Raw genomic sequence first — 22,663 nt, forward strand, 5'->3', positions numbered from 1 at the left:
TCCTCCTTTTGGTTAAACATATTCGAGTAATTTTGTATCTAGTGCTTTGGCAAAGGTTGATAATAATCGGGCAACCTTAGCATATGGCATCCGAATGGGACCCACTAATGCGATCACACCGCCATCATCGCCGCCGACCGAAAACGGTGCGGCCAGAATGGCGTAATCCTGCAAAAGCGACGTTGGTAACTCCTGACCCAAGCGAATCGTCACCGACTGTTTTTGTGTCACAGCCAATTGGCGCACCGCCCCAGGCGAGTCAAACAACTCCAAGACCGACCGGGCTTCCTTCAGGTTTAAGTAGGCGTCGTCGGCCACCTCTAAGAGGTTGAGCCGACCACCAATGTGGACCTGCTCTTCAACCGATCGAGCCAACACTTCACCGAAGAGCTGTAGGAAAGCTGCCGGGCTTTCAACATTGCGTGAAAGCGTGACGGGCAACTCTTCTGAATTCATCAGTGAAAGAACCTCTTGAACCGGTCTGCCAACCATCTGTGCATTGATATAAGCCACCATGTCCGTTAAGGACGAGACGGTCATTTCTTTTGGTAGGCGGAAAGTTTGTGAGGTTACCTTCCCATCAGAAGTTGCTAGGACGGCCAAAACCTGTTGCCGTTCCAGCTGAATCAATTGGAAAGACGAGATTTTTAGGTTAACGGCCTTTGGCTTTAACACCAATGCCGTTAACCCCGTCATGTCTGCCAATTGCCGGGCCGTTTGGCCAAGCAAATCATCCAATTCATGGAAGTTACCACGAATCCGTTGGGAAATCAGCGCAACATCTTGGTCAGAAACCTGGTCGGCCACCATTAAGTGGTCAAGGTAGTAGCGGTAACCAGCTTTTGAAGGAATTCGACCGGCAGAGGTGTGGAGCTTTTTAATCAGCTCGGCTTCCTCCAAGAAACTCATCTCATTGCGAATCGTTGCCGGTGAAAACTCCAAATTTAACTGGTCATGTAAGGTCTTTGACCCGACCGCTCGGGCGGTCTGGGTATATTCATAAATAATCGCCGCCAAAATTAATTGCTGTCGATCAGTTAGCATCAACCCAAACCCCCTTTAATTTTGTTTAGCACTCAAAACTCTTAACTGCTAACAACTATATTATACAAAAGATTGAGAAAAATGCAAACTATTTTTAGCACTCTTTGTAAACGAGTGCTAATTTTATGAAAAAATACCCATCTATCAACCTTATCAGCGATTATGTCATGGCAATGAAAAAAGCAGATTAAAATTAATCTGCTTTTTCTTGAAAGTATTCACGTGTCTTTTGTTGGTCAATCAGCAACTGGTCAACCAGGGCTTTTGCGGAATCGAACTTCACTTCATTGCGTAACTTCGCGTACCACTGAACCTTCACTGGCTCGCCATAAACCTCATCAGCGAAGTCAAAGAGGTTGATTTCAACTGTCACCGGTCGGTTCGCTTCAAAAGTCACATTGCGACCAATCGAGGCCATGCCATCAACCCAGCGGCCATCGACATAGGCGCTCACAGCGTAAACACCGATACCAGGCAGAAACTCAACTTCCGGCGTCCAAATATTAATCGTTGGGAAGCCCAGCGTCCGACCCCGAGCATCTCCATGGACAATCAGCCCAGTGGTCTCGTGGACGCGACCAAGACTTTCCGTTACGGCAGCCAAGTCACCGGTGGCTAGGTCCTGGCGGATCTGCCTTGAGGCCACCTTGGCAGCTGATTTACCGAGGGTCTTCTTAGCAACCGTCAGGACATCAAAGCGACCAGCAGCATATTCAGGCAGGTGAGCCATGTCAGCTTGGTACTCCTTCTTGCCGTAGCGGTGGTCAAAGCCCGCGACAACGGTATGAACTTGGAGAGGCAAGAGAATTTCTTTAATAAATTCTTCTGGATGCAGAGCCGAAAGGTGTGATGTCAATTGGAGGCAGTACACCCGCTCAACGCCGAGTTTCCCTAAGAGCTGAACCTTTTGGTCCAAGGGTGTTAAATCATGCCAGGGTTGGGGCAGCTTTTTAAACACCAATCCCGGATAAGGGCTATAAGTCAAAACGGCCAGTGGCAAGCCATTTTCATGCGCCACCCGTGCTGCTTCCTGGATTACCTTCTGGTGGCCCAGGTGGACCCCGTCAAAAAAGCCCATTGCTAGCACTTGCTTGCTAGTCAACTGGGGCAATTCTTTTAATGGATAATGCAAAGATATTAATTCAGTCATGGGCATATTATATCAGAGTTTCTGCTAATTCAATCACTTAGCTTCTTTCAACTTTGGGCAAAAAAATACCGCGACCGCCAGAGATTCTGGTCGACATCAAAGGCGTAGACCGCCAACAACTGGTCTTGGTCATACACCTGATAGTAACCCGCATCATTTTGTGACCAGGTGCTAACTGGAATCTTTTGCCCGTTCTTGACCGCAAAGACCTCGTCTTGGGTCAAGACCTTCTTTGGCCAAGTCAACACGGACTCAATGGAATGCACGTGCGTTAAAATTTCAGAATAATCCATCGCCAACAAGTCATCGAGTGGGACGGCTTGATCGATGGTAAAGCCAGAGCCAGCTGTCCGCTTCAAAGCAGTCATCGTCGCGGGCAGTCCTAATTTTTGCCCAAGGTCATAGGCCAGAGTCCGAATATAGGTTCCCTTGGAAACTTGGGCTAAGAAGTCCATTTGCTGGTAAGGTTGCCCCTCAACCCAGGTTAACGGACTGGTCTGGTCGAAGCGATAAATAGTCGCCTCTCGCTTGGGCAGTTCAACCTCTTCCCCCGCTCGCGCATATTCATAGAGGCGCTTGCCGTTGACCTTAACGGCCGAATAAATTGGCGGAATTTGGATAATATCACCGGTCAAATCAGCTCGAGCTGCGTCGAGCTGACCCTGGTCAATGGCTGCTGTTAAAGGTTTTTCTTCAACAACTACTCCATCAGCATCCTGACTTTCCGTTGCATAGCCAAAAGTCACCGTCCCCGTGTAGGTTTTTGGCCGACTCTGCAAAAGATCAATCAACTTGGTGGCCTTCCCCAAGGCGACAACCAAGACGCCCTCGACATTTGGGTCTAAAGTCCCTGCATGGCCAATCTTCTTCTGTCCGGTTACCCGCCGTAGTCGTGCAACCACACCAAAGGAACTCATTTCCTTTGGCTTATTCACGACCAGCAGGCCGGATAGTTCAGGGTGCTTTTCTGTTGCCATCATCGACCTCCATCTGTGCAATTAAAAAACCGACCAAAGTGCGAAATGATTCCAGCCCTAAAATTTGTCCAAATTGCAGGGTTGATAATCAAAAGCGTCTTTTAGTCGGTTCTTATTTTACCGATTTGCACGGGCCTTTTCAATGTAGTCCCGCAATTTTGCAAAGCCAATTTCTAATTGGTCTTGAGCAGTTGCATAAGAAATTCGGATATAAGCGTTCGCCTCTTTAAAGTGGGAGAAAGCTGCTCCAGGAATGACTGCAACCTTGCCCTCCTCTGCTAATTTTTCAGCAAAAGCCCAGCCATCTGTGCCAAAATCAGCCGGAATCTTGGCAAAGAGGTAAAAGGCCCCTTCGGGATCAACAACGTCAAAGCCAAGGTCTTCTAAGGTCTGCTTAGCAAAGTCTCGTCGATCTTGGTAACTTTCCTTCATGTAGTCCAGCTCTGCTCGCGTCATCTGCAAGGCCGTCTCTGCCCCGTCTTCGATAAAGGTTGGAACGGAGTAAGTCAAAGAGCCATGAACCTTTTGAATGTACTGCATCACACTTGCTGGGCCCAAGATAAAGCCAAAGCGGTAACCCGTCATAGCATGAGACTTTGAAAGACCATTAACAACCAATGTCTGTTCTGGCAACAGCTTGCCAATTGAATAGTGGTCATGGGCATAAGTCAATTCGGAATAAATTTCATCTGAGATGACCCAAATTTGGTGTTTATTAAAGCAAGCAGCCAGTTCTTCCAACTCCTCCTTTGAGTAAGTTACCCCAGTTGGGTTATTAGGATAGTTCAAGAGAATGGCGCGAACCGGTACCGTTGCTTGGGCCAAAGCTTCGTCAACGAGTGCCGGGGTCAACTTAAATTTATTCTTTGCCGTATCGATTGGCACGGCAACGCCATCGGCCAAGCTCAGTGAAGCAAAGTACGAACCGTAAGCAGGCTCTGGGATCAAAAGTCCCTCACCCTTAGCAATCAAGGTCTTAAAGATTGACTGCATAGCTTCCGTTACACCAACGGTCACAACAACGTTATCAATACTTGGATAGTCAAGGTCATAACGATCCTTCATATAACCTAGAATTGCCTGACGAACACCTGGTTCCCCCTGAGAGTTTCCATAATGGGAACGGTTATTATTAATGGCGGCAATCGTCGCCTCCTTGACAACGGCTGGCGTATCAAAGCCCGGCTCTCCAAAGGTCAAAAAGGTTAAGTCCTCAATTCTTGAGACCTGTCGTTGGAAGCCCAACAACTTATCGGGGGCGATTGAAACAACCGCCTGGTTAACTGGTAAAAGTGGTTCTGTCATTTTCCTGGTTCCTTTCGTCTTGCTGGTGAAAGCAGCCATTCTCATGGCATCCATCGCACAATCCAGTCTACACGAAAATGAACTTTTTTGAAAGGATTTATGGCATTTTTATGAGATTCATCCTCATTTATCTTTTATAAATCAGCGCAAAAAAGGAACCTGCTCAATGACATGTCCCAATTTGGGGGCTCATCTCACAGCGGGTTCCTTTTGTCGTGCTTCATCATGGTCGTTGTGGCCACCCATGGCAAAACTGATTTTTTTAATGAAAGCCAAGGACTAGTCAGCCAAGGCCGTCATATCCTCTGACAGTGCCTCATCAGTCTCTTGGGCTGCACGTTGTTCGTCTACATATGTTTTCAAGCGCTTCAGGCCTTCCTGCAATTGCGCCATATCGGCCGCGTAAGAAATCCGAATAAACTTCTTTACTTCATCGAAGAAAGAGAAGCCAGCGCCAGGAATCACAGAAACCTTGGCCTGGTGAGCCAAGTCTGTAGCAAATGCCCAGCCATCTTCGCCCAAATCAGCTGGTAACTTGGCAAAGAGGTAAAAGGCCCCCTTTGGCGAAACCAGTTCAAAGCCCAAGTCTTCCAAAAACTTCTTAGCATAGTCACGGCGCTTTTGGTATTCAACCTTCATGAAGGCTAAGTCTTCCTTTGGAATCTGCAAAGCAGCGACTGCCCCATCTTGGATAAAGGTTGGTATGGCAAAGACCAAGGGACCATGCACCTTTTGAATTTGCTGGATTAATGCGATTGGTCCCAGGATAAAGCCGAGGCGGTAGCCCGTCATGGCGTGTGATTTTGACAAACCGTTAACGACAACCGTTTGGTCAGGCAAGAGCTTACCCATTGAATAGTGGTCACCCTCATAAGTCAATTCAGAATAAATTTCGTCTGAAATCACCCAGAGATCATGGCGCTTAAAGGCTTCTGCCAGTTCTTCAAGCTCTTCCTTCGTGTAAGTAACACCAGTTGGGTTATTGGGATAATTAAAGAGAATGGCATGCACGTCTTCTGTCGTTTCGGCCATCGTCTCATCAATCAAGGCGGGCGTCAGCTTATAAGCGTTCTTGCCCGTATCAATTGGAACAGCCGTGCCTCCAGCCAAACTCAAAGCTGAGAAATAAGAACCATAGGCTGGGTCTGGGATTAAGAGTCCCTGACCAGGTGCGAGCAAGGTCTTAAAAATTGATTGCATTGCTTCTGTGACCCCGACAGTCACAATCACATTATCAATACTTGGATAGTGAAGGTCATAACGGTCGGCCATATAGTCTAAAATGGCTGAGCGGAGCTTTGGTTCTCCTTGAGAGTCACCATAGTGGGACCGATCTTCCTCGATTGCTTGAATCGTCGCTTTTTTCACCGGCACGGGCGTCGCAAAACCAGGTTCTCCAAAGGTCAATGAGACCAGCCCTTCAATATTGGCAACGGAGTGTTGGAAGTCTAACAGCTTGTCGGGTGTCAAGCTGACAACTGCATTGTTTAATGGTTTTGGCATGATGAAATCCTTTCGACTGATTCGTTCTGTAAGTGGACCAACAACGGCCCTTCTTCTTAGTTTCTTAGTCTACACAAAGTGCTTGGCTTTTCATAGGTGATAAACATGAAACTATTGTAAGTTATCGTGATTTTTAATCACTTTACTACTATTTATCATAACAAAAAGGGATAAAAGGAAAATAAAAGCGTCGCTATTCGATTGCAATCAACATTATGGCGGTGCCTGGGTGCCCGGTAGCAGCTGATTTCTCAAAGGAAACAAAAAGGGACCTGCTCATCGCAAGTCCCTTTTTCAGTCAAGTTGCCTTGACCTTAATCCTTCTTGTGCAAACCGCGGATCAATTCTTCAATATGGTCACCATACTGAATTGAATTATCCAAGACGAAATGCAATTCCGGAATCTTATAAACTGTTAACCGTGCCCCTAATTCGCGACGAATCAAGCCTGAAGCGGCTTCTAAGCCGGTTTGAGCCTTCTTTCGGTCAGAAGCATAGTCTGACAAAATTGAGTAGTAAATCGTAGCGATTTGCAGGTCACCGGAAACTTCCACAGAAGTCACCGTTACGTCCTGAACTCGCGGATCATTCACTCGCTTTAAAATCAGGTCAGTCACGTCTTTTTGAATTTCCTGGGCCAAACGCCCAGCGCGTTGTGCATTTGCCATCAAGACCTCCCATCAGTAAAGCTTACTTAGGCTTTACTTCTTCCATGATGTAAGCTTCGACTGCATCACCTGGTTGAATATCGTTGAACTTGTTAACGGTGAAACCAAATTCGTAGCCGAACTTCACTTCGTTAACCGCATCCTTACCACGTTGCAAGGAAGCTAATTGACCATCATAAATGACCGTACCATTGCGGATAATACGAACCTTTGAATCCTTAGTAATCTTACCTTCTTCAACGCTGGCACCAGCAATGGTTCCGACCTTAGAGAACTTGAAGAGTTCCTTAACAACGATTTGGCCAATAACCTTTTCTTCATAAACGGGTTCAAGTTGACCCTTCATTGCGGCCGTCACATCGTCAATCGCGTCATAGATGACTGAGTAGAAACGCATGTCAATCTTGTCGTTATTCGCTTGTGACTTTGCAAATGGTGTTGGGCGAACGTTGAATCCTAAGATAATCGCACCAGAAGCTTCCGCCAAAGAAACATCGGATTCGTTAATGGCACCAACAGCAGAGTGAACAACATCAACTCGAACGCCATCAACTTCAATCTTCTTCAATGAACCAGTCAAAGCTTCAACAGAACCCTGAACATCGGCCTTGACAATAACCGGCACTGTCTTCATGGCCTTTTCAGCCATCGTGTTGAACAAAGTATCCAATGTGACAACAGAACCGGCGTTACGAACTTCTTCACGAGCACGCTTTGCACGTTCTTCACCAGCTGCACGAGCAGTCTTTTCGTCTGCCATGACGATAAAGCGGTCACCAGCCAAAGGCACTTCGTTCAAACCAGTGATTTGAACAGGTGTAGCTGGCTTAGCTGCATCGATGTCTTGTCCCTTTTCGTTGGTCATCGTCCGGACACGACCATAAGTGTTTCCAACAACGATTGGATCACCAACATGGAGCGTTCCCTGTTGAATCAAAACAGTTGAAACAGGACCGCGACCCTTATCCAAACGAGCTTCGATAACAGAACCACGAGCAGGTTGTGTTGGGTCAGCCTTCAATTCCAGAACGTCAGCTTCCAACAAAATCATTTCCAGCAACTGGTCAACGTTCTTTCCAAACTTAGCTGAAATTTGAACGAAGATCGTGTCACCACCATATTCTTCAGGAACCAAATCATGGGCCATCAACTCGTTCATGACTTGTTCAGGGTTAGCCCCTTCCTTATCAATCTTGTTAACAGCAACGATTACTGGCGTACCAGCGGCCTTAGCATGGTTAATCGCTTCGATTGTCTGTGGTTGCACACCATCATCGGCAGCAACAACCAAAACCGTGATATCCGTCACGTTGGCACCACGGGCACGCATTTCCGTAAAGGCCGCGTGACCAGGTGTATCCAAGAAAGTAATCAACTTATCGTTCAAGCGTGCTTGGTAGGCACCGATATGCTGTGTGATTCCACCAGCTTCGCCAGCGGTCACGTTCGTCTTACGCAAGTAATCCAACAGCGTTGTCTTACCGTGGTCGACGTGTCCCATGATGGTCACAACAGGGGCACGTGGTTCCAAGGCCTCTTCGTTAATCGTTTCATCATCGAAGAAGCGGTCGATATCGGCCACATCTTCTTCTTCTTTTTGCTTTGCTTCAATACCATAATCAGCTGCCAAAACCTCAATGGTATCTTCATCCAATGACTGGTTTTGGTTGGTCACAACACCAAGTAAGAACAACTTCTTAATGATTTCAGTGGCATCACGGTGCAAAAGCTTAGCCAAGTCCTGCACGTTCATGCCGACCTTGTATTCCAAAACTTCTGGCAATGGCTGTTCCTTACGAACCGTCACTGGCTTCTTTGGCGCTTGCTTAGCTGCAATGCGACGAGCCTTCTTTGAGCCGTGTGGCTTGTCGTTACGGCGTGGTGTTTGCTGACCAGTACCGTTGGTATTGCGCTTGCGAGTGTTATTCCGAGCAGAATTGTTGCCTGAAGCAAGTGAGCCACCAAAGCGACCTTGACCAGAATTAGCTTCTGTCTTAACCCCTGAAGCAGCTGGCTTAGCAGCGGCTGCTGCAGGCTTCTTTGCTTCGGCCGGCTTCTTAGCAGCTGGCTTCTTCTTGGCCTGTTGCTTTGCTTCTTGGGCCTTCTTGTTTTCAGAAACGTATTCCTTCAAACTGTCATCTTTTTGAGCAGAATAGTTAATCTGCCCTTCCCGTGGCTTTGTTGACCATGACTTCTTTTCACGAATCATTGGTCGACCGGCATTGTTACTCCGGTTGTTGTTATTGTGTCGACGGTTACCGCCTTGACCCTGTTGGCCGTTACCTGGGCGGTTGTTATTGTTGTTGCGGCGGTTTTGTTGACCACCTTCTTGTGTCTTTGGACGAGGCCGGTTTGAATTTTGTGGCTTGGCTTCATCTGATAATTTAGCGGCGTGTCGACGCTGAGAAGCAGGCAATTCTTTTCTTTCTGGTACTGCCTGTTTGCGGGTCGGCCGGTTGGAACCTGAAAACTTTTTTTCTTCTGCCATTAATTCCGCTCCTTTTCTTCGAGTAATTGTTTGATTTTTTTCGCAAAGCCATTATTGGTGATGGCCATAATCGACCGATTTAAGCCAATTGCTTGACTCAATTCATCCTTGGTAAAATCTTCAACCAAGGTCACCTGATAAAAGCTGGTTTTGTCCCGAAATTTCTTTTGCTGGCTGGCACCACCATCTTTTGGGAAAAAGGCAACTTTCGCCTTTTGACCTTGAATAGCAGTTAGCGTGTCGTTGGTCCCGTAAACGAGGCTTTTAGACATGCGCGCCAAACCAAGTAAGTGTAAGATTTGTTCTTCTTCACTTTTCATTTTCAAATAACTCTTTTCGGGCTTGCTGATGGTCAACATAAGCAAAGAGTTCTTCATAAAAAGCCGGATCAATTGGCATTGAAAAGGCCTTTTCAAAGACGCGCTTTTCCTTTGCTTCCTTGGCAACCTCACGGTTTAAGGAAATATAGGCACCGCGACCGTTTTGTTTACCAGAGGGATCTAAGAAGACCTCCCCTTCCTTATTTTTAACGACCCGGACCAGGTCCTTTTTGGCAAACATTTCGCCAGTCACGATATCTTTTCTTAAGGGAACCTTCCGTGTTTTCATGAAAGAACCTCCTCTAATACTTAGTCTTCTTGGTCTGTTGCTGCTTGGTTGTCATCTGCTGGTTCAACAGGTGCCTGAGCTTCCTTAATCACTACTTGGTCAGCAGTATCAGACGTTTCGTTTGCTTCAGCCTTTTCAACCGCTAAGTCGCGGACTTCGCTTTCGGCCTTGATATCAATCTTAAAGCCGGTCAAACGGGCTGCCAAACGGGCGTTTTGGCCCTTCTTACCAATTGCCAATGACAATTGGTCGTCCGGTACAATCACAGTGACAGATTGCTCGTTATTGGCATCAAAAATCACGTCCGTTACTTCGGCTGGGTTCAATGCATTGGCGATGTACTGGGCTTCATCTTCCACCCATTCCACGATATCCATATGCTCGCCGCCCAATTCCGTCACAACAGCTTGAACACGGGCACCACGTTGTCCAACTAAGGCACCAACGGGGTCCAAATCAGCATCGTGCGTGTAAACCGCAATCTTTGACCGATCACCAGCTTCACGGGCGATGGAAACAATTTCCACTGTACCATCATAAACTTCTGGCACTTCTTGTTCAAACAAACGCTTGACCAAATCAGGTGCCGTCCGTGAAACAAAGATTTGTGGTCCCTTCAAGGAATTGTCAACCTTGTTCACCAAAACCTTGATGCGATCGCGCATGCGGTAGGTTTCATTTGGCATTTGGTCGCCCTGTGTCATCACAGCTTCCTGCTTGCCTGGCAACATCACGTACAAGAAGCGGTTGTCCTGACGTTCAACTTCACCAGTGATGATTTCATCTTGGTAATCTTTATACTTGTCATAGATTGCTTGACGAGTTGCTTCGCGCATCTTCTGCACGATCACCTGCTTAGCTGCCTGCGCAGCCATCCGACCGAAATCCTTTGGTGTGACATCGAAACGAATTTCGTCACCCGGTTCGTAGGCCTTGTTAATTTCCAAGGCTTCCGTCAAAGGAATTTCAGTATCAGGGTCAACCAAGTCATCATCCAAGACAACCAGCTTGACCTGCTTAATGGTCATTTGACCCTTCTTATCATCAAAAGTTGCTTCAACATTTTGAGCCGCGTTGTACTGCTTCTTATAAGCGGCCTTCAAAGCATTTTCCAAAGCTTCTACAACAACTTCGCGGTCAATTCCACGTTCTTGCTCTAAGGCATCTAAGGCTTGTACTAATTCTTTACTCATTTGCTTTCTCCACTTTCAATTAGTTTAAAATTGAACGGCCACAATGGCTTTGGCAATTTCATCAAAGGTAACATCCAACTGCTCTTGATCACTTTGTAGTGACAAACCGTTTTCATTTAAACCAGTGATTTGACCGGTCCATTGCTTTTGACCATCCTTGGCCGCAAATAAAGCAACGGTCACTGCCAAATCGCCAGCCTTCGCCCAGGCAAAGTGCCAAGGTTCGGCCAGGCTACGGTCCATCCCAGGAGAAGCAATGTCTAACATATACTCACCTGGAACCGGATCAACTGCTGCATCATCCAAGGCTTCATTGACCAACTGAGTAAACTCCGTAATCTGCGCCATGGAAATGTTTTGGTGGTCTGGTAAATCAACTAACACTTCGACTGTTTTCTGTCCACCAACCTTCTTGATGTTTAAATCCCAGAGCAAAAGCCCTTGTTTTTCAATGATTGGATTTAAAATCTCAAGCAAGGCTTGATTCTTTGCCTGTGCCATCCAAACTCCTTTTTGGTTTTCTGCCATAAAAAATGAGCCGGTCAAATCCCCCTGACCCGCTCATTTACAACCTCTATGTAAATTAACTTACTTTTATCATAGCTGATTTTACTAGAAAAAGCAAGGCAGGCACAAAAAAACCACAGCAAAGCTGTGGTTTAAAAGGTATTAAATTCTTACCAAGAAGCCTTACGAACACCAGGAATCTGGCCCTTGTGTGCTAATTGACGGAAGTTCAAACGTGACATACCAAATTCACGCATGTAACCGTGTGGGCGACCATCGATTTGGTCACGGTTGTGAAGACGAACAGGTGATGAATCCTTTGGCAAAGCTGCCAATCCGATGTAATCACCAGCAGCCTTCAAAGCGGCACGCTTGTCAGCGTACTTTGCTACCAAAGCTTCACGTTGCTTTGCCTTTGCAATCTTTGATTTCTTAGCCATTACTTGATCTCCTTGAATGTTACCACTTTACGAAGTTTTGGTGAGTACTTCTTCAACTCCAAACGGTCAGGCGTATTACGACGGTTCTTTGACGTCAAGTAAATACGCTCTCCAGTTTCATCATTGCCTAATACGACATGAATACGCATATTCCCTGCTCCTCGAATGTTAGATTTTTTTATAAAAATTATTTGCTTGTCAATACAAAATAATATTATACATAGATTTTAGACGGCTGTAAAGCCCATTTCTCAGATTTATCGAAATAATTCTGAGCTTAGAATTGACCCTGCAATGGTGGGACCACTTGCTTCTTACGGGAAACAACCCCTGGCAAGTCAATCACATCATTTTCAAGCTTGGCACCAAAGGCAGCTTCGATTGCTTCTGGGGCATCGCCAATATAAAGACCCTTTGAGTTTGAGTTCAAAATGTCTGTAATCACAAACAAGAAGTCCTCATAACCAGCGGCCTTGATTGCCTTTTCCAAGCCTTCCTTACGAGCCAAAACATCATCAATATCAACCGTGTTCACTTGGCCAATCCGGAATTCGTGTGAACCCATGGTAAAGGACTTAGCATCCCCTGCCAACAATTCTTCATCTGTCCGCGTTGACAAATCAGTTCCGGCCTTCAACATGGCCAAACCATAGCCATCCAAGTCTTCGATACCAGCAATTTTAGCTAGTTCAGGCAAGGCCTTACGGTCAACATCCGTTGTCGTTGGGCTCTTCAACAACAAAGTATCTGAAATCAAACCAGAAGCCAACATTCCTGCGACCTTAGCAGGAATTGTCAAATCAGCTTGCAAGTATTCATAGTACAAAATTGTTGAGACAGAACCCCATGGCTTCGCCGTGATATACAAAGGGGTTGCATTTTCAAAAGCAAACTTGTGGTGATCGTAGATGCCATAAACTTGGACATCAGCCAAATTATCAACTGACTGTGCGGCTTCGTTGTGGTCAACCAAAACAACTTCTGCTGTTTCGGCCTTGTCAATAATTGGCAAGGCTTCTAAGCCAAAGTGATCCAACGCAAATTGCGTTTCGGCGTTTGGCTTTCCTTGCGCAACGGCTTGGGTTTCCAAACCTTGTTGTGCCAACAAATCAGCGGCACCCATTGCAGAAGCAACGGTGTCAGTATCTGGGTTCTTGTGTCCAAAAACTTGAATCTTTGCCATGTCTTTTCACTCCTCTAGTGCCAATTTTTTTGGCAACTGTCAATACTTAGATTGTAACCCGAATGGGTCTACTTTGCCTAGTCATTTTCCGTTAAATTCAACGGGAAAATGGCCGTTGCTTGCCCATCGCTCTTCACATCCAATAGTGCCTGTCCGTTGCTTGTCCGGCTTGCTAATGAATGGTCGGCCAACTGGATATCAAAGTCCTTTAAGTGGTCCGTTTCAATCCGCAAAGCACCCTGATCAGGGTCAACGGCTGTCGCGTCAGCAATCTCATAGGAAACGGTCTTTCGTGGACTAAGGACTTGCAAGCCCTTGTTGGCTCGGTGACCAAGTGTAATGTCCTCTAACAAGCTGTACTTAAAGGTTCCTTGGTTAGTCACCAAGGCCAGGAACTTAGCACTTGGTGCCAAAGATAATACCGCAACCACGGTATCGCCCTCGGTCAGCTTAATCGCCTTCACGCCAGCAGTCCGCGCACCAACAACTGGCACATCAGCCAATTCGAAGCGCAAGGCCAAACCAGTCTTCGCCAAAACCAAAACTTCTTCCTGCTTAGTTACCAGCGTTGCCGTGACCACCCGTGAATCCTCTGTCTTGAGCTTCATCACGATTGCTGATTTCTTTTTGTAGGACTTTGGCACAATGTCCTTGAGCAAACTTTGCTTGATAAAGCCATCATTGGAAGCGAGCAGGAAGACCTGGTTGCTGTCGGTTTCGGCAACCACGTAAGCCTGAATAATACTTTCCTGGCTATCCCAGTTCGAGAGCGCCTGCGAGAAGTGTTCCCCTGGTTCTTTCCACTTGTACTCCGCCAACTCATAAATTGGCCGGTAAATCAGGTTCCCAAAATTTGTAAACATCAGCAAATGCTGGGTCGTGTTCGCCGTTTGATTCAAGACAACGGCATCATCCTCAGCTAAGCCGTTTTCGGCAGCAGAGGCCTTGTAAGAGCGCAATGATGACCGCTTGGCATAACCATTCTTTGAAACCAAGATACGAACATCTTCGTCTGGTACCGTCACTGCCGTGTCGATTACCAACGATTGGATTTCTTCTTCGATTTCCGTCAAGCGTGGGCTCGCATATTCCTTCGTGATGGCCTTCAATTCGGTCCGAATCACATCATGAAGGGCTTCCTCTTCATTCAGAATTTTCTCGAGCATGGCAATCTTTTCAGCTAATGCCTTGTGTTCCTCTTCCAGCTGCGTCACATCGGTATTGGTCAACCGGTACAGCTGCAAAGCCACGATGGCTTCGGCCTGTTCCTTAGTGAATTGATATTCCTTCACCAAGTTCTCCGTTGCATCCTTGCGGTTCTTTGAGGAACGAATCGTTGCCACCACTTCATCAAGGATGGACAACATCCGAATCAGCCCCTCAACGATGTGTTGGCGAACTTTCGCCTTCTTTAAGTCATAAGCTGACCGCTTGCGAACAACTTCCTTACGGAAGTCCAAGAAGGCGGTCAAACCGTCCTTCAAGGTAACCAAAACAGGACGTTGGTCATGGATGGCCACCATGTTGAAATTGTATGAAATCTGCAAATCTGTCTTCTTAAAGAGGTAAGTCAAAATCCCATCGGCCGAGGCATCCTTGGCCAATTCAATCACAATCGACATTCCCTCACGGTCGGATTCGTCACGAACTTCAATAATGCCGGCAACTTCTTTGTTGGCCCGAATCGCATCAATCTTAGCAACCAAGTTTGATTTCACGACCTCGTATGGCAACTCCGTCACTTCAATCTTTTTCTTGCCGCCCTTCAGATCAGAAACCGTCGTCTTCGCACGGACAACAACCCGTCCGCGACCGGTCTTGTAGGCCTGCTTAATACCATCGATTCCCTGAATGATGCCACCCGTTGGAAAATCAGGTCCCTTGACGTACTTCATCAAGGCTGACAACGGTGCATCGGGATGGTCAAGCAGATAAACCAACGCTTGGTTAATTTCCTTTAAGTTATGGGGCGGAATATCAGTGGCATAACCAGCTGAAATCCCGGTTGCCCCGTTAACAAAGAGGTTTGGTACGCGAGATGGGAGCACCGTTGGTTCGTAGGTCGTATCATCGAAATTCAAGACCATTTCAACCGTATCCTGGGCTAAGTCCTTTAAGATTTCCCCGGATAACTTCGTCAACCGCGACTCTGTATACCGCATCGCAGCGGCCGGGTCGTTATCAATTGACCCGTTGTTCCCGTTCATATCAATTAATGGTTCGCGGACCTTCCAATCCTGGGACAAGCGAACCATGGCCTCATAAATTGAGGAATCCCCGTGGGGGTGGAAGTTTCCCATCACGTTTCCGACTGATTTAGCCGACTTACGATATGGGTGGTCATAGGTATTTGAATCCTGGTCCATGGCGTACAAAATCCGCCGCTGAACCGGCTTGAGACCATCACGGATATCCGGAAGGGCACGTTCTTGGATGATATATTTTGAATATCGACCAAAGCGCTCACCCATCACGGCTTCCAATGAAAGCTCAGTAATGCGGTCTGCCATACTGACAATCCCCACCTTTCTAAATTAATTATTAAAACAAGTCTAAGTTCTCAACGTGGTCTGAAGCTTTGCCTGCTGGGTCATCCGCCTTTTGCTTAGCTGATTTTCCCTTAGCAACGATCACCTGGGCCTCTTGGTCGTCGTCATCATCGACATTGTGACCAGCCATCGCCTGTTCAAAGACCTGGGCATTGGCTTCGTCACCCCCGGCAACGTTATCCAAAATCGAACCGTCTTCCTCCAGGGTAAACTGAACGTTGTTTTCAATCCACTGACGGCGAGGATCAACCTTATCACCCATCAACGTTGTTACCCGCTTTTCGGCCAAAACGGCATCATCAATCTTAACCCGAATCAGCGTCCGCGATTCAGGGTCCATCGTGGTTCCCCAAAGAAGTGGCGCATTCATCTCGCCCAAGCCCTTAAAACGCGTTAATTCGTACTTCACCTTAGCCGCTGACGTAATCGTTGCTAGTTCATCATTTGTCCACGCAAAAGAATCTTCCTTCTTGCCACGGTACTTCACCCGGTAAAGTGGTGGTAAAGCAATGTAGACACGACCGGCTTCAATCAATGGCCGCATGTACTTATAAAAGAAAGTCAACAACAGGGTTTGAATGTGGGCCCCATCATCATCGGCATCGGTCATGATAATGATCTTATCAAAGGCCGCATTTTTAATATTAAAATCAGGACCAACCCCGCCACCAATAGCGTAAATCAGAGTCGAAAGTTCCTCATTTTTTAAGATGTCCGCTAATTTCGCCTTTTGGGTATTTAAGACCTTCCCACGCAATGGCAAAATTGCTTGGAACTTCCGGTCCCGGCCTTGCTTAGCAGAGCCACCGGCCGAATCACCCTCGACGAGGAACAACTCGTTCTTATCGGCGTTCTTCGACTGGGCTGGTGCTAACTTACCAGACAACAAACGGTCGCGCTTGCCCTTTGACTTACCAGTCCGGGATTCCTCACGGGCCTTGCGAGCAGCTTCACGGGCTTCGCGAGCGCGGAGTGCCTTACGAACAATCTTTTGCCCAAAGTCACCGTTTTCCAGCAAGAAGCGAGACAGGGTTTCATTGACCACCCCATCCACAGCTGCACGGGCCTCGGTGGTTCCCAATTTATCCTTTGTTTGTCCTTCGAATTGCAGAATTTCTTCTGGGACACGCAAAGAAATCACGGCCGACAAGCCCTCGCGAACGTCTGACCCTTCAAGGTTCTTATCCTTTTCCTTTAAGAGGTTAACCCGGCGAGCGTACTCATTAAAGGCTTTGGTCCAGGCCGACCGGAAGCCAACTTCGTGAGTTCCACCGTCTTGTGTCCGGACGTTGTTAACAAAGGATAGCAACGTCTCGGAGTAGCCGTCGTTATATTGAGCAGCGACATCGACCAAAATACCATCGGCGGTTCCCTCAAAGGTCATTACCGGACCCAAGCCTTCTTTTTCTTCATTCAAGAACTGAACAAAGGATTGTAGACCATGGTCATAGTGGTAAACCTCTTCACGAACGGGCGTGACCCGCTTATCCGTCAGGGTAAACTTAACCCCTGACATCAAAAAGGCCGACTCGCGTAAGCGTTCAGCCAAAGTATCAAACTTAAAGACAGTGGTTGAAAAAATGCTTGCATCCGGCTTAAACGTGAGCGTTGTCCCGGTATGGTCCTTTGTTGGACCTAAATCGATCAGGGTACCAACTGGGTGGCCCCCATTTTCAAAAGTTTCTTCAAAGCGGTGGCCATCGCGAACGATTGTCACCTTCAGGTGTTCCGACAAGGCGTTGACAACAGATGAACCAACACCGTGCAGACCACCAGAAGTGGCATAACCACCCTGGCCGAACTTACCACCGGCATGTAGGACCGTCAAAATGACTTCGGGCGTTGGCTTTCCGGAAGAATGCATTCCAACCGGCATACCACGACCGAAATCACGAACAGTAATGGCATTATTTTCCTCGATTGTCACCGCAATATCATTTCCGAAGTCTCCTAGGGCTTCATCAACGGCGTTGTCGACAATTTCATAAACCAAATGGTGGAGTCCACGTCCATCAGTCGATCCGATATACATCCCGGGTCGTTTTCGAACCGCCTCCAATCCTTCTAAAATTTTAATTGAATCTGAGTCGTAGTGTGTTTGCTTTGCCACGGTCTTCTTCCTTCTCGTCATTTCGTCTAGGATAATGCGCTCTTGTCAGTTAAAACAAGTGGTGCTACTATCTTAGACAATCAATAATTATCATAGATTAAAATTTACAAACTGACAATAGGGAAAAAAGAAAAGTTCTAAGTCATCAAATCAGGTAGCAGCCCATCTGCCCTCTTTCACCAAGGCTCCTCAGAAAAATTTAACCAGGGAAAATAAAATCCTATGGTAAAATGTACCGTGCTGTTTCTTTTTAGAAAAAAGGAGTTTTAAAAACTATGTTAAAAATCGCTTTCATCCTGGTCTTGGCCTATCTCTTAGGGTCAATGGTCCCAGGATACTGGTTAGGTAAGGTCTTTTATCATAAGGACATCCGGACCGAGGGCTCTGGTAACATTGGGACCACCAATGCCTTTCGCATTTTAGGTCCTGTTCCGGGAACAATTGTTCTTTGTTTGGATATTCTTAAGGGTGCTTTGGCCGCTTCTTTGCCAGCGCTCTTCGGTTGGCACCACGTTAACGTCATGCTTGTTGGCCTCTTTGCTATCCTGGGACACACCTTCTCAATTTGGATTGGCTTCAAGGGTGGCAAGGCCGTGGCAGTATCCGCCGGTGTCTTATCCGTCTATAATACCCCACTCTTTTTGATGGTCTGCGCCATCTTTATTACCTGCCTGATTCTCTTCTCCATGGTGTCAGTGGCCTCAATGGTTGGCTTTACTTTCGCCACTTGCATGTCCGTCTTTTACTATCACGACTGGATTTTATCGATTGTTGCCATTACCCTGACGATTTTTGTCTTTTACCGGCACCGTAAAAATATCGGTCGCATCTTTACGGGAACCGAATCAACGATTCCATTCGGCCTTGTCTACTGGTTAAAGGCCCATTAAAAATCAGCTTTACCAAAGCAACTAAAAAGGACGCCCTGCCCAGTTCAGCAAAACTGGCAGGACGTCCTTTTAATGTCTAGTAATCTAATTGATAAATAGCTGAATCACTGCAACGGCTAACCGAGAACAAGTGGTCTGGCCAACCAGCCATGACAATCAGCAGCGCTTCAATGAATTGTCCGCTTCACATCATAAACCGAGTGATCCGCCAACAAGGCATCAATAATGCCATTCAATTGGGCTAAGTTGGCTACCCCAATTGAAGCTTGAACCTGGACCATACCACCCTTGGTGACATGGCCGTTAATTTCCTTGATGAAGCGAGTCTTGGCGTTCAATGACCGCAAAATAGCGTTCAAAATACCTGGCTCATTTTCGGCATGGATGGTTAAATCAGCGGTGTAATCTGGTCGTTGGCCGTTGACATCCGCCCAAATCACATCCACCAATCGCTGGCCCTTTTGTTGGGCTGCGTGGATGTTTGGGCAATCAAAACGGTGAACAGCAATGCCTCGTCCTTGAGAAATATAGCCCATCACGGGATCACCCGGCACAGGGGTACAACAACCAGACAAACGAACCAACAAGTTATCAACCCCAGCAATCACAACATCAGACTGCTTATCGCGGTCGCGGCTTTTTTGCTTCGGTACCTGAGGTTCCTTCTTAATGGCCTGGCCATCTTCCAGCAAGCTTTTTTGCAGCTCTTCGGCATCCGCTGCCTCACGCTCTTCCCGAACGTGGCGGGTTAATTCCTTGGCAACCGCTAATCTTGAAATATCACCATAGCCAACAGCGGCTAACAAATCCTCGCGAGTGCCGGCCTGCATGGCTTCCGCCACGGCAGTAATTTGTTCATCCGTGAGAAATTCAACCGGGTTAAAATGCATTTCAAAGAGCGCGCGCGAGATGGCTTCCAGACCGTTTTCGATGTTATCGGCCCGTTCTTGAGACTTCAAGAAATGCTTAATCTTGTGTCGAGCCTTACGCGTTGAAACCAAATCTAACCAGTCTCTTGAGGGAATCGCATTGGGGCCGGTCAAGATTTCCATAATGTCGCCATTTTGAATCTTATAATCCAGTGGCACAATCCGACCGTTGGCCTTGGCCCCGGTCGTTTTGGTTCCCAAATTAGAATGGATGGCAAAGGCCATATCCAAAGGACCAGCTCCCTTTGGCAATTCATAAACATCGCCTGCTGGTGAAAAGGCGTAAACCCGGTCAACGAACAGGTCAGCTTGGACCGAATCCATGAAGTCCTGGGCGTCCGTTGCCGATTCCTGCAATTCCAAAATTCCCTGAATCACGTTCAAAGCGCGTTCACTTTGATCCTTGACGTCGGCTGATTGGTTAGACGTGCCACCATGTTGCTTATAGGCCCAGTGGGCCGCAACCCCGAATTCAGCGACTTGGTGCATCGCATGGGTTCTGATTTGCACTTCCAAAGGTCTGCCAGAAGGACCGATTACCGTTGTATGCATCGATTGATAGCCGTTTGGCTTTGGTAAGGCAATATAATCCTTAAATCGTCCTGGAATTGGTGTCCAGTGTGCATGAATGGCACCCAAAACAGCGTAGGTATCGGGAATCGAATTCGTTAAAACTCGAATAGCCGAAAGGTCATAAATTTCGCCAAAAGACTTATGCTTATCAACTAACTTGCGGTAAATGGAATAAATGTGCTTTGGTCGCCCATAAACAACAACATTTTTCAAACCAAGGTCATGAATACTGTCTTCAATCTTATCAACAGCGATTTGGATAGCCTTTAGCCGTTCCTCACGCTTCATGTCCATTTGACCAGCAATTTGGTGGTAGGCATCCGGTTCCAAAACGGCCAAGGAGAGGTCTTCTAGTTCCCACTTAATGGCCGAAATTCCAAGTCGATCCGCCAAGGGCGCATAAATTGAAAGGGTTTCATGGGCAATCCGGCGCTGCTTATCAGGGCGCAAAGCATCAAGCGTGCGTATATTGTGCAATCGGTCGGCTAATTTGACGATAATAACCCGAATATCCTTGGCCATTGCCAAAAGCAACTTGCGGTGGTTTTCGGCAAGTTGCACCTTGGAATCCTGGTACTTAATTTTTGAAATTTTGGTCACACCGTCAACAATCCGGCCAACAACGGGGTCAAAATGTTCCGTCACGTCTTCCAGACTGACTGGGGTGTCTTCCACAATATCATGCAAAAAGCCGGCAACAATTGTTGCTTCATCCATCTTTAATTCAGCCAAAATGCCAGCAACTTGAATTGGATGAATAATGTAAGGCTCACCCGAGTGACGCCTTTGTTGAGCATGCAAATTCTTAGCCCAATCATAGGCCGCTTGCACTTGGACAACCTGGTCATCAGGCATGTAGGCCTTGACCATTTCCATTACATCATTGGCAGTGTATTCCTTGTACTTGGTCATCGAAAAAGACCTTCCTTTAAATGAAGATTACCCAGCAGCGGCCTAAGTTAGCTAAATGAAAAAAAGAACAATAGCTGTCCTTCTTTTTTGGAAACGTGTTTAGGTATTTCCTATTATAAAATACTTTAACCTGGCAAACAAGCCTTTTCAAAGTCAGGAATCCAAACAGTAAGCCCAATTACTATCACCAATTAAAATCAGCATCATCATGGTTGCACATAAGGCCCATGAAGACAGGTATTGTCCCTATTCAGCGACCATCACTTCACTGATTTTTTAAAAATTATATATCAGTTTGATTGCATTTTTCACGCAATCGTCATCTTCCTTTCGTGCAAGTCTTTTTAAAAAGGAGTAAACTACTAGATTAGCAGATTATCAATTTTCGCAGTCAAGGAGGTAATTTATGACTGAACCTGATCGAGCGATTAACTGGCAACGAAACGTTTGGATTGTTTGGCTCGCCGTCTTTATGACTGGTGTCGCCTTTTCTGAAATCTTGCCATTTATGCCCCTGTACATCGATACGTTGGGCCACTTTTCCAAATCGGAATTAACCTTTTATTCCGGTGCGGCTTTCGCCATCAACTTTTTAGTGACCGCTGTCGTCTCACCCATTTGGGGAAAGGTGGCTGATAAAAAGGGTCGCAAATTAATGATGATGCGCGCCGCCCTTGGGTTGGCAATTTCCCTCTTTTTGATGGGCTTTGCCCAAAACGTCTTTGAACTACTGGCCTTACGGGCTTTGCAAGGCGCCTTAGGTGGTTTCGTTTCCAATGCCAATGCCCTCATTGCCACCCAGACGCCCAAGGAAAAAGTGGGTCGCTCATTGGGCATTATCGTAACCGGCTTTACCGGTGGCCAGTTAATCGGCCCACTCTTCGGTGGCGCCATGGCTTCAGTCGTTTCTTACCAAACACTCTTCCATATTACTGGTTTAATCCTTCTAATCGTCTTCTTCTTTATTTGGTTCTTGGTCGAGGAACGACCAGTTGCTGCAGGTAAGGAAGAAAATCCTGTCGCCAAGGTGACTTGGAAGACACTGCCAAAGAAATCACTGCTAGTCTCACTCTTCTTGACCACCATGTTGATTCAAACCGTCAATATGTCGATTAACCCAATCGTCTCCCTTTTCGTCCGCGAAGTCTTGCACAACCACGGCAGTGTAACCTTTATCGCTGGGATTGTGGCCGCCATGCCTGGTTTGGCCACAGTGATTTTTGCCCCAGTCTTTGGTCGCCTGGGTGATAAAATCGGTACCAAGTACCTGATTCAAGCTGGATTCGTGATGGCCGTCTTTGCCTTTGTTCCAACGGCTTTCGTTACTTCCGTCATCGCATTAATTCTCTTACGTTTTGCGGTTGGAATTTCGGATTCGACGATGTTACCGGCCATTCAAACCTTGCTAACCAAGAACTCACCGGCTGGCATGGTTTCCCGGGTTTTCTCCTATAATCAATCCTTCCAAGCGGTTGGATCCGTCATGGGCCCCATGTTAGGAGCTGCTATCGCCAATGTCTTTGATTATCGCGCCATCTTTATTGTTTCAGCCGGCATCATCGCAATTAACGGCTTGCTCTTCTTCTTTAACGTCAATAGTAAATACGACTTAAATTAAATTTTTCAACCAGCA

19 protein-coding genes are annotated in these 22,663 nt (G+C 46.8%); 2 read left to right on the forward strand and 17 right to left on the reverse strand.

Annotated elements, in window-relative coordinates; genetic code table 11:
• Positions 1–12: 12 nt before the first annotated feature.
• The 16 genes from hrcA to parE all read right to left on the reverse strand — a co-directional run bounded on the left by hrcA (position 13) and on the right by parE (position 17,726).
• Complete coding sequence (gene hrcA, locus AOQ32_RS00620; RefSeq protein WP_059393113.1) at positions 13–1,044, reverse strand: heat-inducible transcriptional repressor HrcA; 1,032 nt, start codon at positions 1,042–1,044, stop codon at positions 13–15.
• A 193-nt stretch (positions 1,045–1,237) separates the two neighbouring features.
• Positions 1,238–2,194, reverse strand: coding sequence for a riboflavin biosynthesis protein RibF (gene ribF / locus AOQ32_RS00625; RefSeq protein WP_083994305.1), 957 nt, complete (start codon positions 2,192–2,194; stop codon positions 1,238–1,240).
• Between the two features lie 47 nt (positions 2,195–2,241).
• Positions 2,242–3,171 (reverse strand): tRNA pseudouridine(55) synthase TruB, encoded by a 930-nt coding sequence (gene truB / locus AOQ32_RS00630; protein WP_420889739.1) that lies wholly within the window; start codon positions 3,169–3,171, stop codon positions 2,242–2,244.
• Positions 3,172–3,288: 117 nt separating this feature from the next.
• Positions 3,289–4,476 carry an aminotransferase class I/II-fold pyridoxal phosphate-dependent enzyme gene (locus AOQ32_RS00635; protein WP_059393116.1) on the reverse strand — a complete coding sequence of 396 codons (1,188 nt, stop codon included), beginning with the start codon at positions 4,474–4,476 and terminating at the stop codon, positions 3,289–3,291.
• A gap of 279 nt (positions 4,477–4,755) precedes the next feature.
• A complete protein-coding gene (locus AOQ32_RS00640) occupies positions 4,756–5,979 on the reverse strand; it encodes an aminotransferase class I/II-fold pyridoxal phosphate-dependent enzyme (RefSeq protein ID WP_059393117.1) in 1,224 nt (407 codons plus the stop codon).
• A gap of 314 nt (positions 5,980–6,293) precedes the next feature.
• The gene (gene rbfA, locus AOQ32_RS00645; RefSeq protein ID WP_059393118.1) at positions 6,294–6,647 is read right to left on the reverse strand and encodes a 30S ribosome-binding factor RbfA; all 354 of its coding nucleotides are present in this window, start codon (positions 6,645–6,647) and stop codon (positions 6,294–6,296) included.
• Positions 6,648–6,669: 22 nt separating this feature from the next.
• Positions 6,670–9,135, reverse strand: a complete 2,466-nt coding sequence (gene infB / locus AOQ32_RS00650) for a translation initiation factor IF-2 (RefSeq protein ID WP_059393119.1) — start codon at positions 9,133–9,135, stop codon at positions 6,670–6,672.
• Positions 9,135–9,455, reverse strand: a complete 321-nt coding sequence (locus AOQ32_RS00655) for a L7Ae/L30e/S12e/Gadd45 family ribosomal protein (protein ID WP_059393120.1) — start codon at positions 9,453–9,455, stop codon at positions 9,135–9,137. The genes infB and AOQ32_RS00655 overlap by 1 nt, the downstream gene beginning before the upstream one ends.
• Complete coding sequence (gene rnpM, locus AOQ32_RS00660; protein ID WP_047974834.1) at positions 9,445–9,744, reverse strand: RNase P modulator RnpM; 300 nt, start codon at positions 9,742–9,744, stop codon at positions 9,445–9,447. Before rnpM ends, AOQ32_RS00655 begins: the two co-directional genes overlap by 11 nt.
• A gap of 20 nt (positions 9,745–9,764) precedes the next feature.
• The gene (nusA, locus tag AOQ32_RS00665) at positions 9,765–10,937 is read right to left on the reverse strand and encodes a transcription termination factor NusA (protein WP_059393121.1); all 1,173 of its coding nucleotides are present in this window, start codon (positions 10,935–10,937) and stop codon (positions 9,765–9,767) included.
• A 24-nt stretch (positions 10,938–10,961) separates the two neighbouring features.
• A complete protein-coding gene (locus AOQ32_RS00670; protein WP_059393122.1) occupies positions 10,962–11,438 on the reverse strand; it encodes a ribosome maturation factor RimP in 477 nt (158 codons plus the stop codon).
• Between the two features lie 176 nt (positions 11,439–11,614).
• On the reverse strand, positions 11,615–11,884 hold the full coding sequence (rpsN, locus tag AOQ32_RS00675; RefSeq protein ID WP_047974832.1) for a 30S ribosomal protein S14: 270 nt from the start codon (positions 11,882–11,884) through the stop codon (positions 11,615–11,617).
• Positions 11,884–12,033, reverse strand: a complete 150-nt coding sequence (rpmG, locus tag AOQ32_RS00680) for a 50S ribosomal protein L33 (protein WP_002815032.1) — start codon at positions 12,031–12,033, stop codon at positions 11,884–11,886. The genes rpsN and rpmG overlap by 1 nt, the downstream gene beginning before the upstream one ends.
• Before the next feature lie 128 nt (positions 12,034–12,161).
• Positions 12,162–13,067 carry a manganese-dependent inorganic pyrophosphatase gene (locus tag AOQ32_RS00685; RefSeq protein ID WP_059393123.1) on the reverse strand — a complete coding sequence of 302 codons (906 nt, stop codon included), beginning with the start codon at positions 13,065–13,067 and terminating at the stop codon, positions 12,162–12,164.
• Between the two features lie 77 nt (positions 13,068–13,144).
• Positions 13,145–15,577, reverse strand: coding sequence for a DNA topoisomerase IV subunit A (gene parC / locus AOQ32_RS00690; protein ID WP_059393124.1), 2,433 nt, complete (start codon positions 15,575–15,577; stop codon positions 13,145–13,147).
• 31 nt (positions 15,578–15,608) lie between these two features.
• Complete coding sequence (gene parE / locus AOQ32_RS00695) at positions 15,609–17,726, reverse strand: DNA topoisomerase IV subunit B (RefSeq protein WP_275542751.1); 2,118 nt, start codon at positions 17,724–17,726, stop codon at positions 15,609–15,611.
• Between the two features lie 275 nt (positions 17,727–18,001).
• Here parE and plsY point away from each other — a divergent pair, with 275 nt between their 5' ends.
• Entirely contained in the window at positions 18,002–18,616 is a 615-nt protein-coding gene (gene plsY, locus AOQ32_RS00700) for a glycerol-3-phosphate 1-O-acyltransferase PlsY (protein ID WP_059393125.1), read from the forward strand.
• 167 nt (positions 18,617–18,783) lie between these two features.
• On the opposite strand, the gene AOQ32_RS00705 is transcribed toward plsY, so the two are convergent.
• Positions 18,784–21,030: a RelA/SpoT family protein gene (locus AOQ32_RS00705; protein WP_059393126.1), complete on the reverse strand. Its 2,247-nt coding sequence runs from the start codon at positions 21,028–21,030 to the stop codon at positions 18,784–18,786.
• Between the two features lie 406 nt (positions 21,031–21,436).
• On the opposite strand from AOQ32_RS00705, the gene AOQ32_RS00710 reads away from it, so the two are divergent.
• Positions 21,437–22,648, forward strand: coding sequence for an MFS transporter (locus AOQ32_RS00710; protein WP_059393127.1), 1,212 nt, complete (start codon positions 21,437–21,439; stop codon positions 22,646–22,648).
• Positions 22,649–22,663: the final 15 nt, after the last annotated feature.

Source organism: Fructobacillus tropaeoli (assembly GCF_001047135.2).
GTDB classification, from domain to species: domain Bacteria; phylum Bacillota; class Bacilli; order Lactobacillales; family Lactobacillaceae; genus Fructobacillus; species Fructobacillus tropaeoli.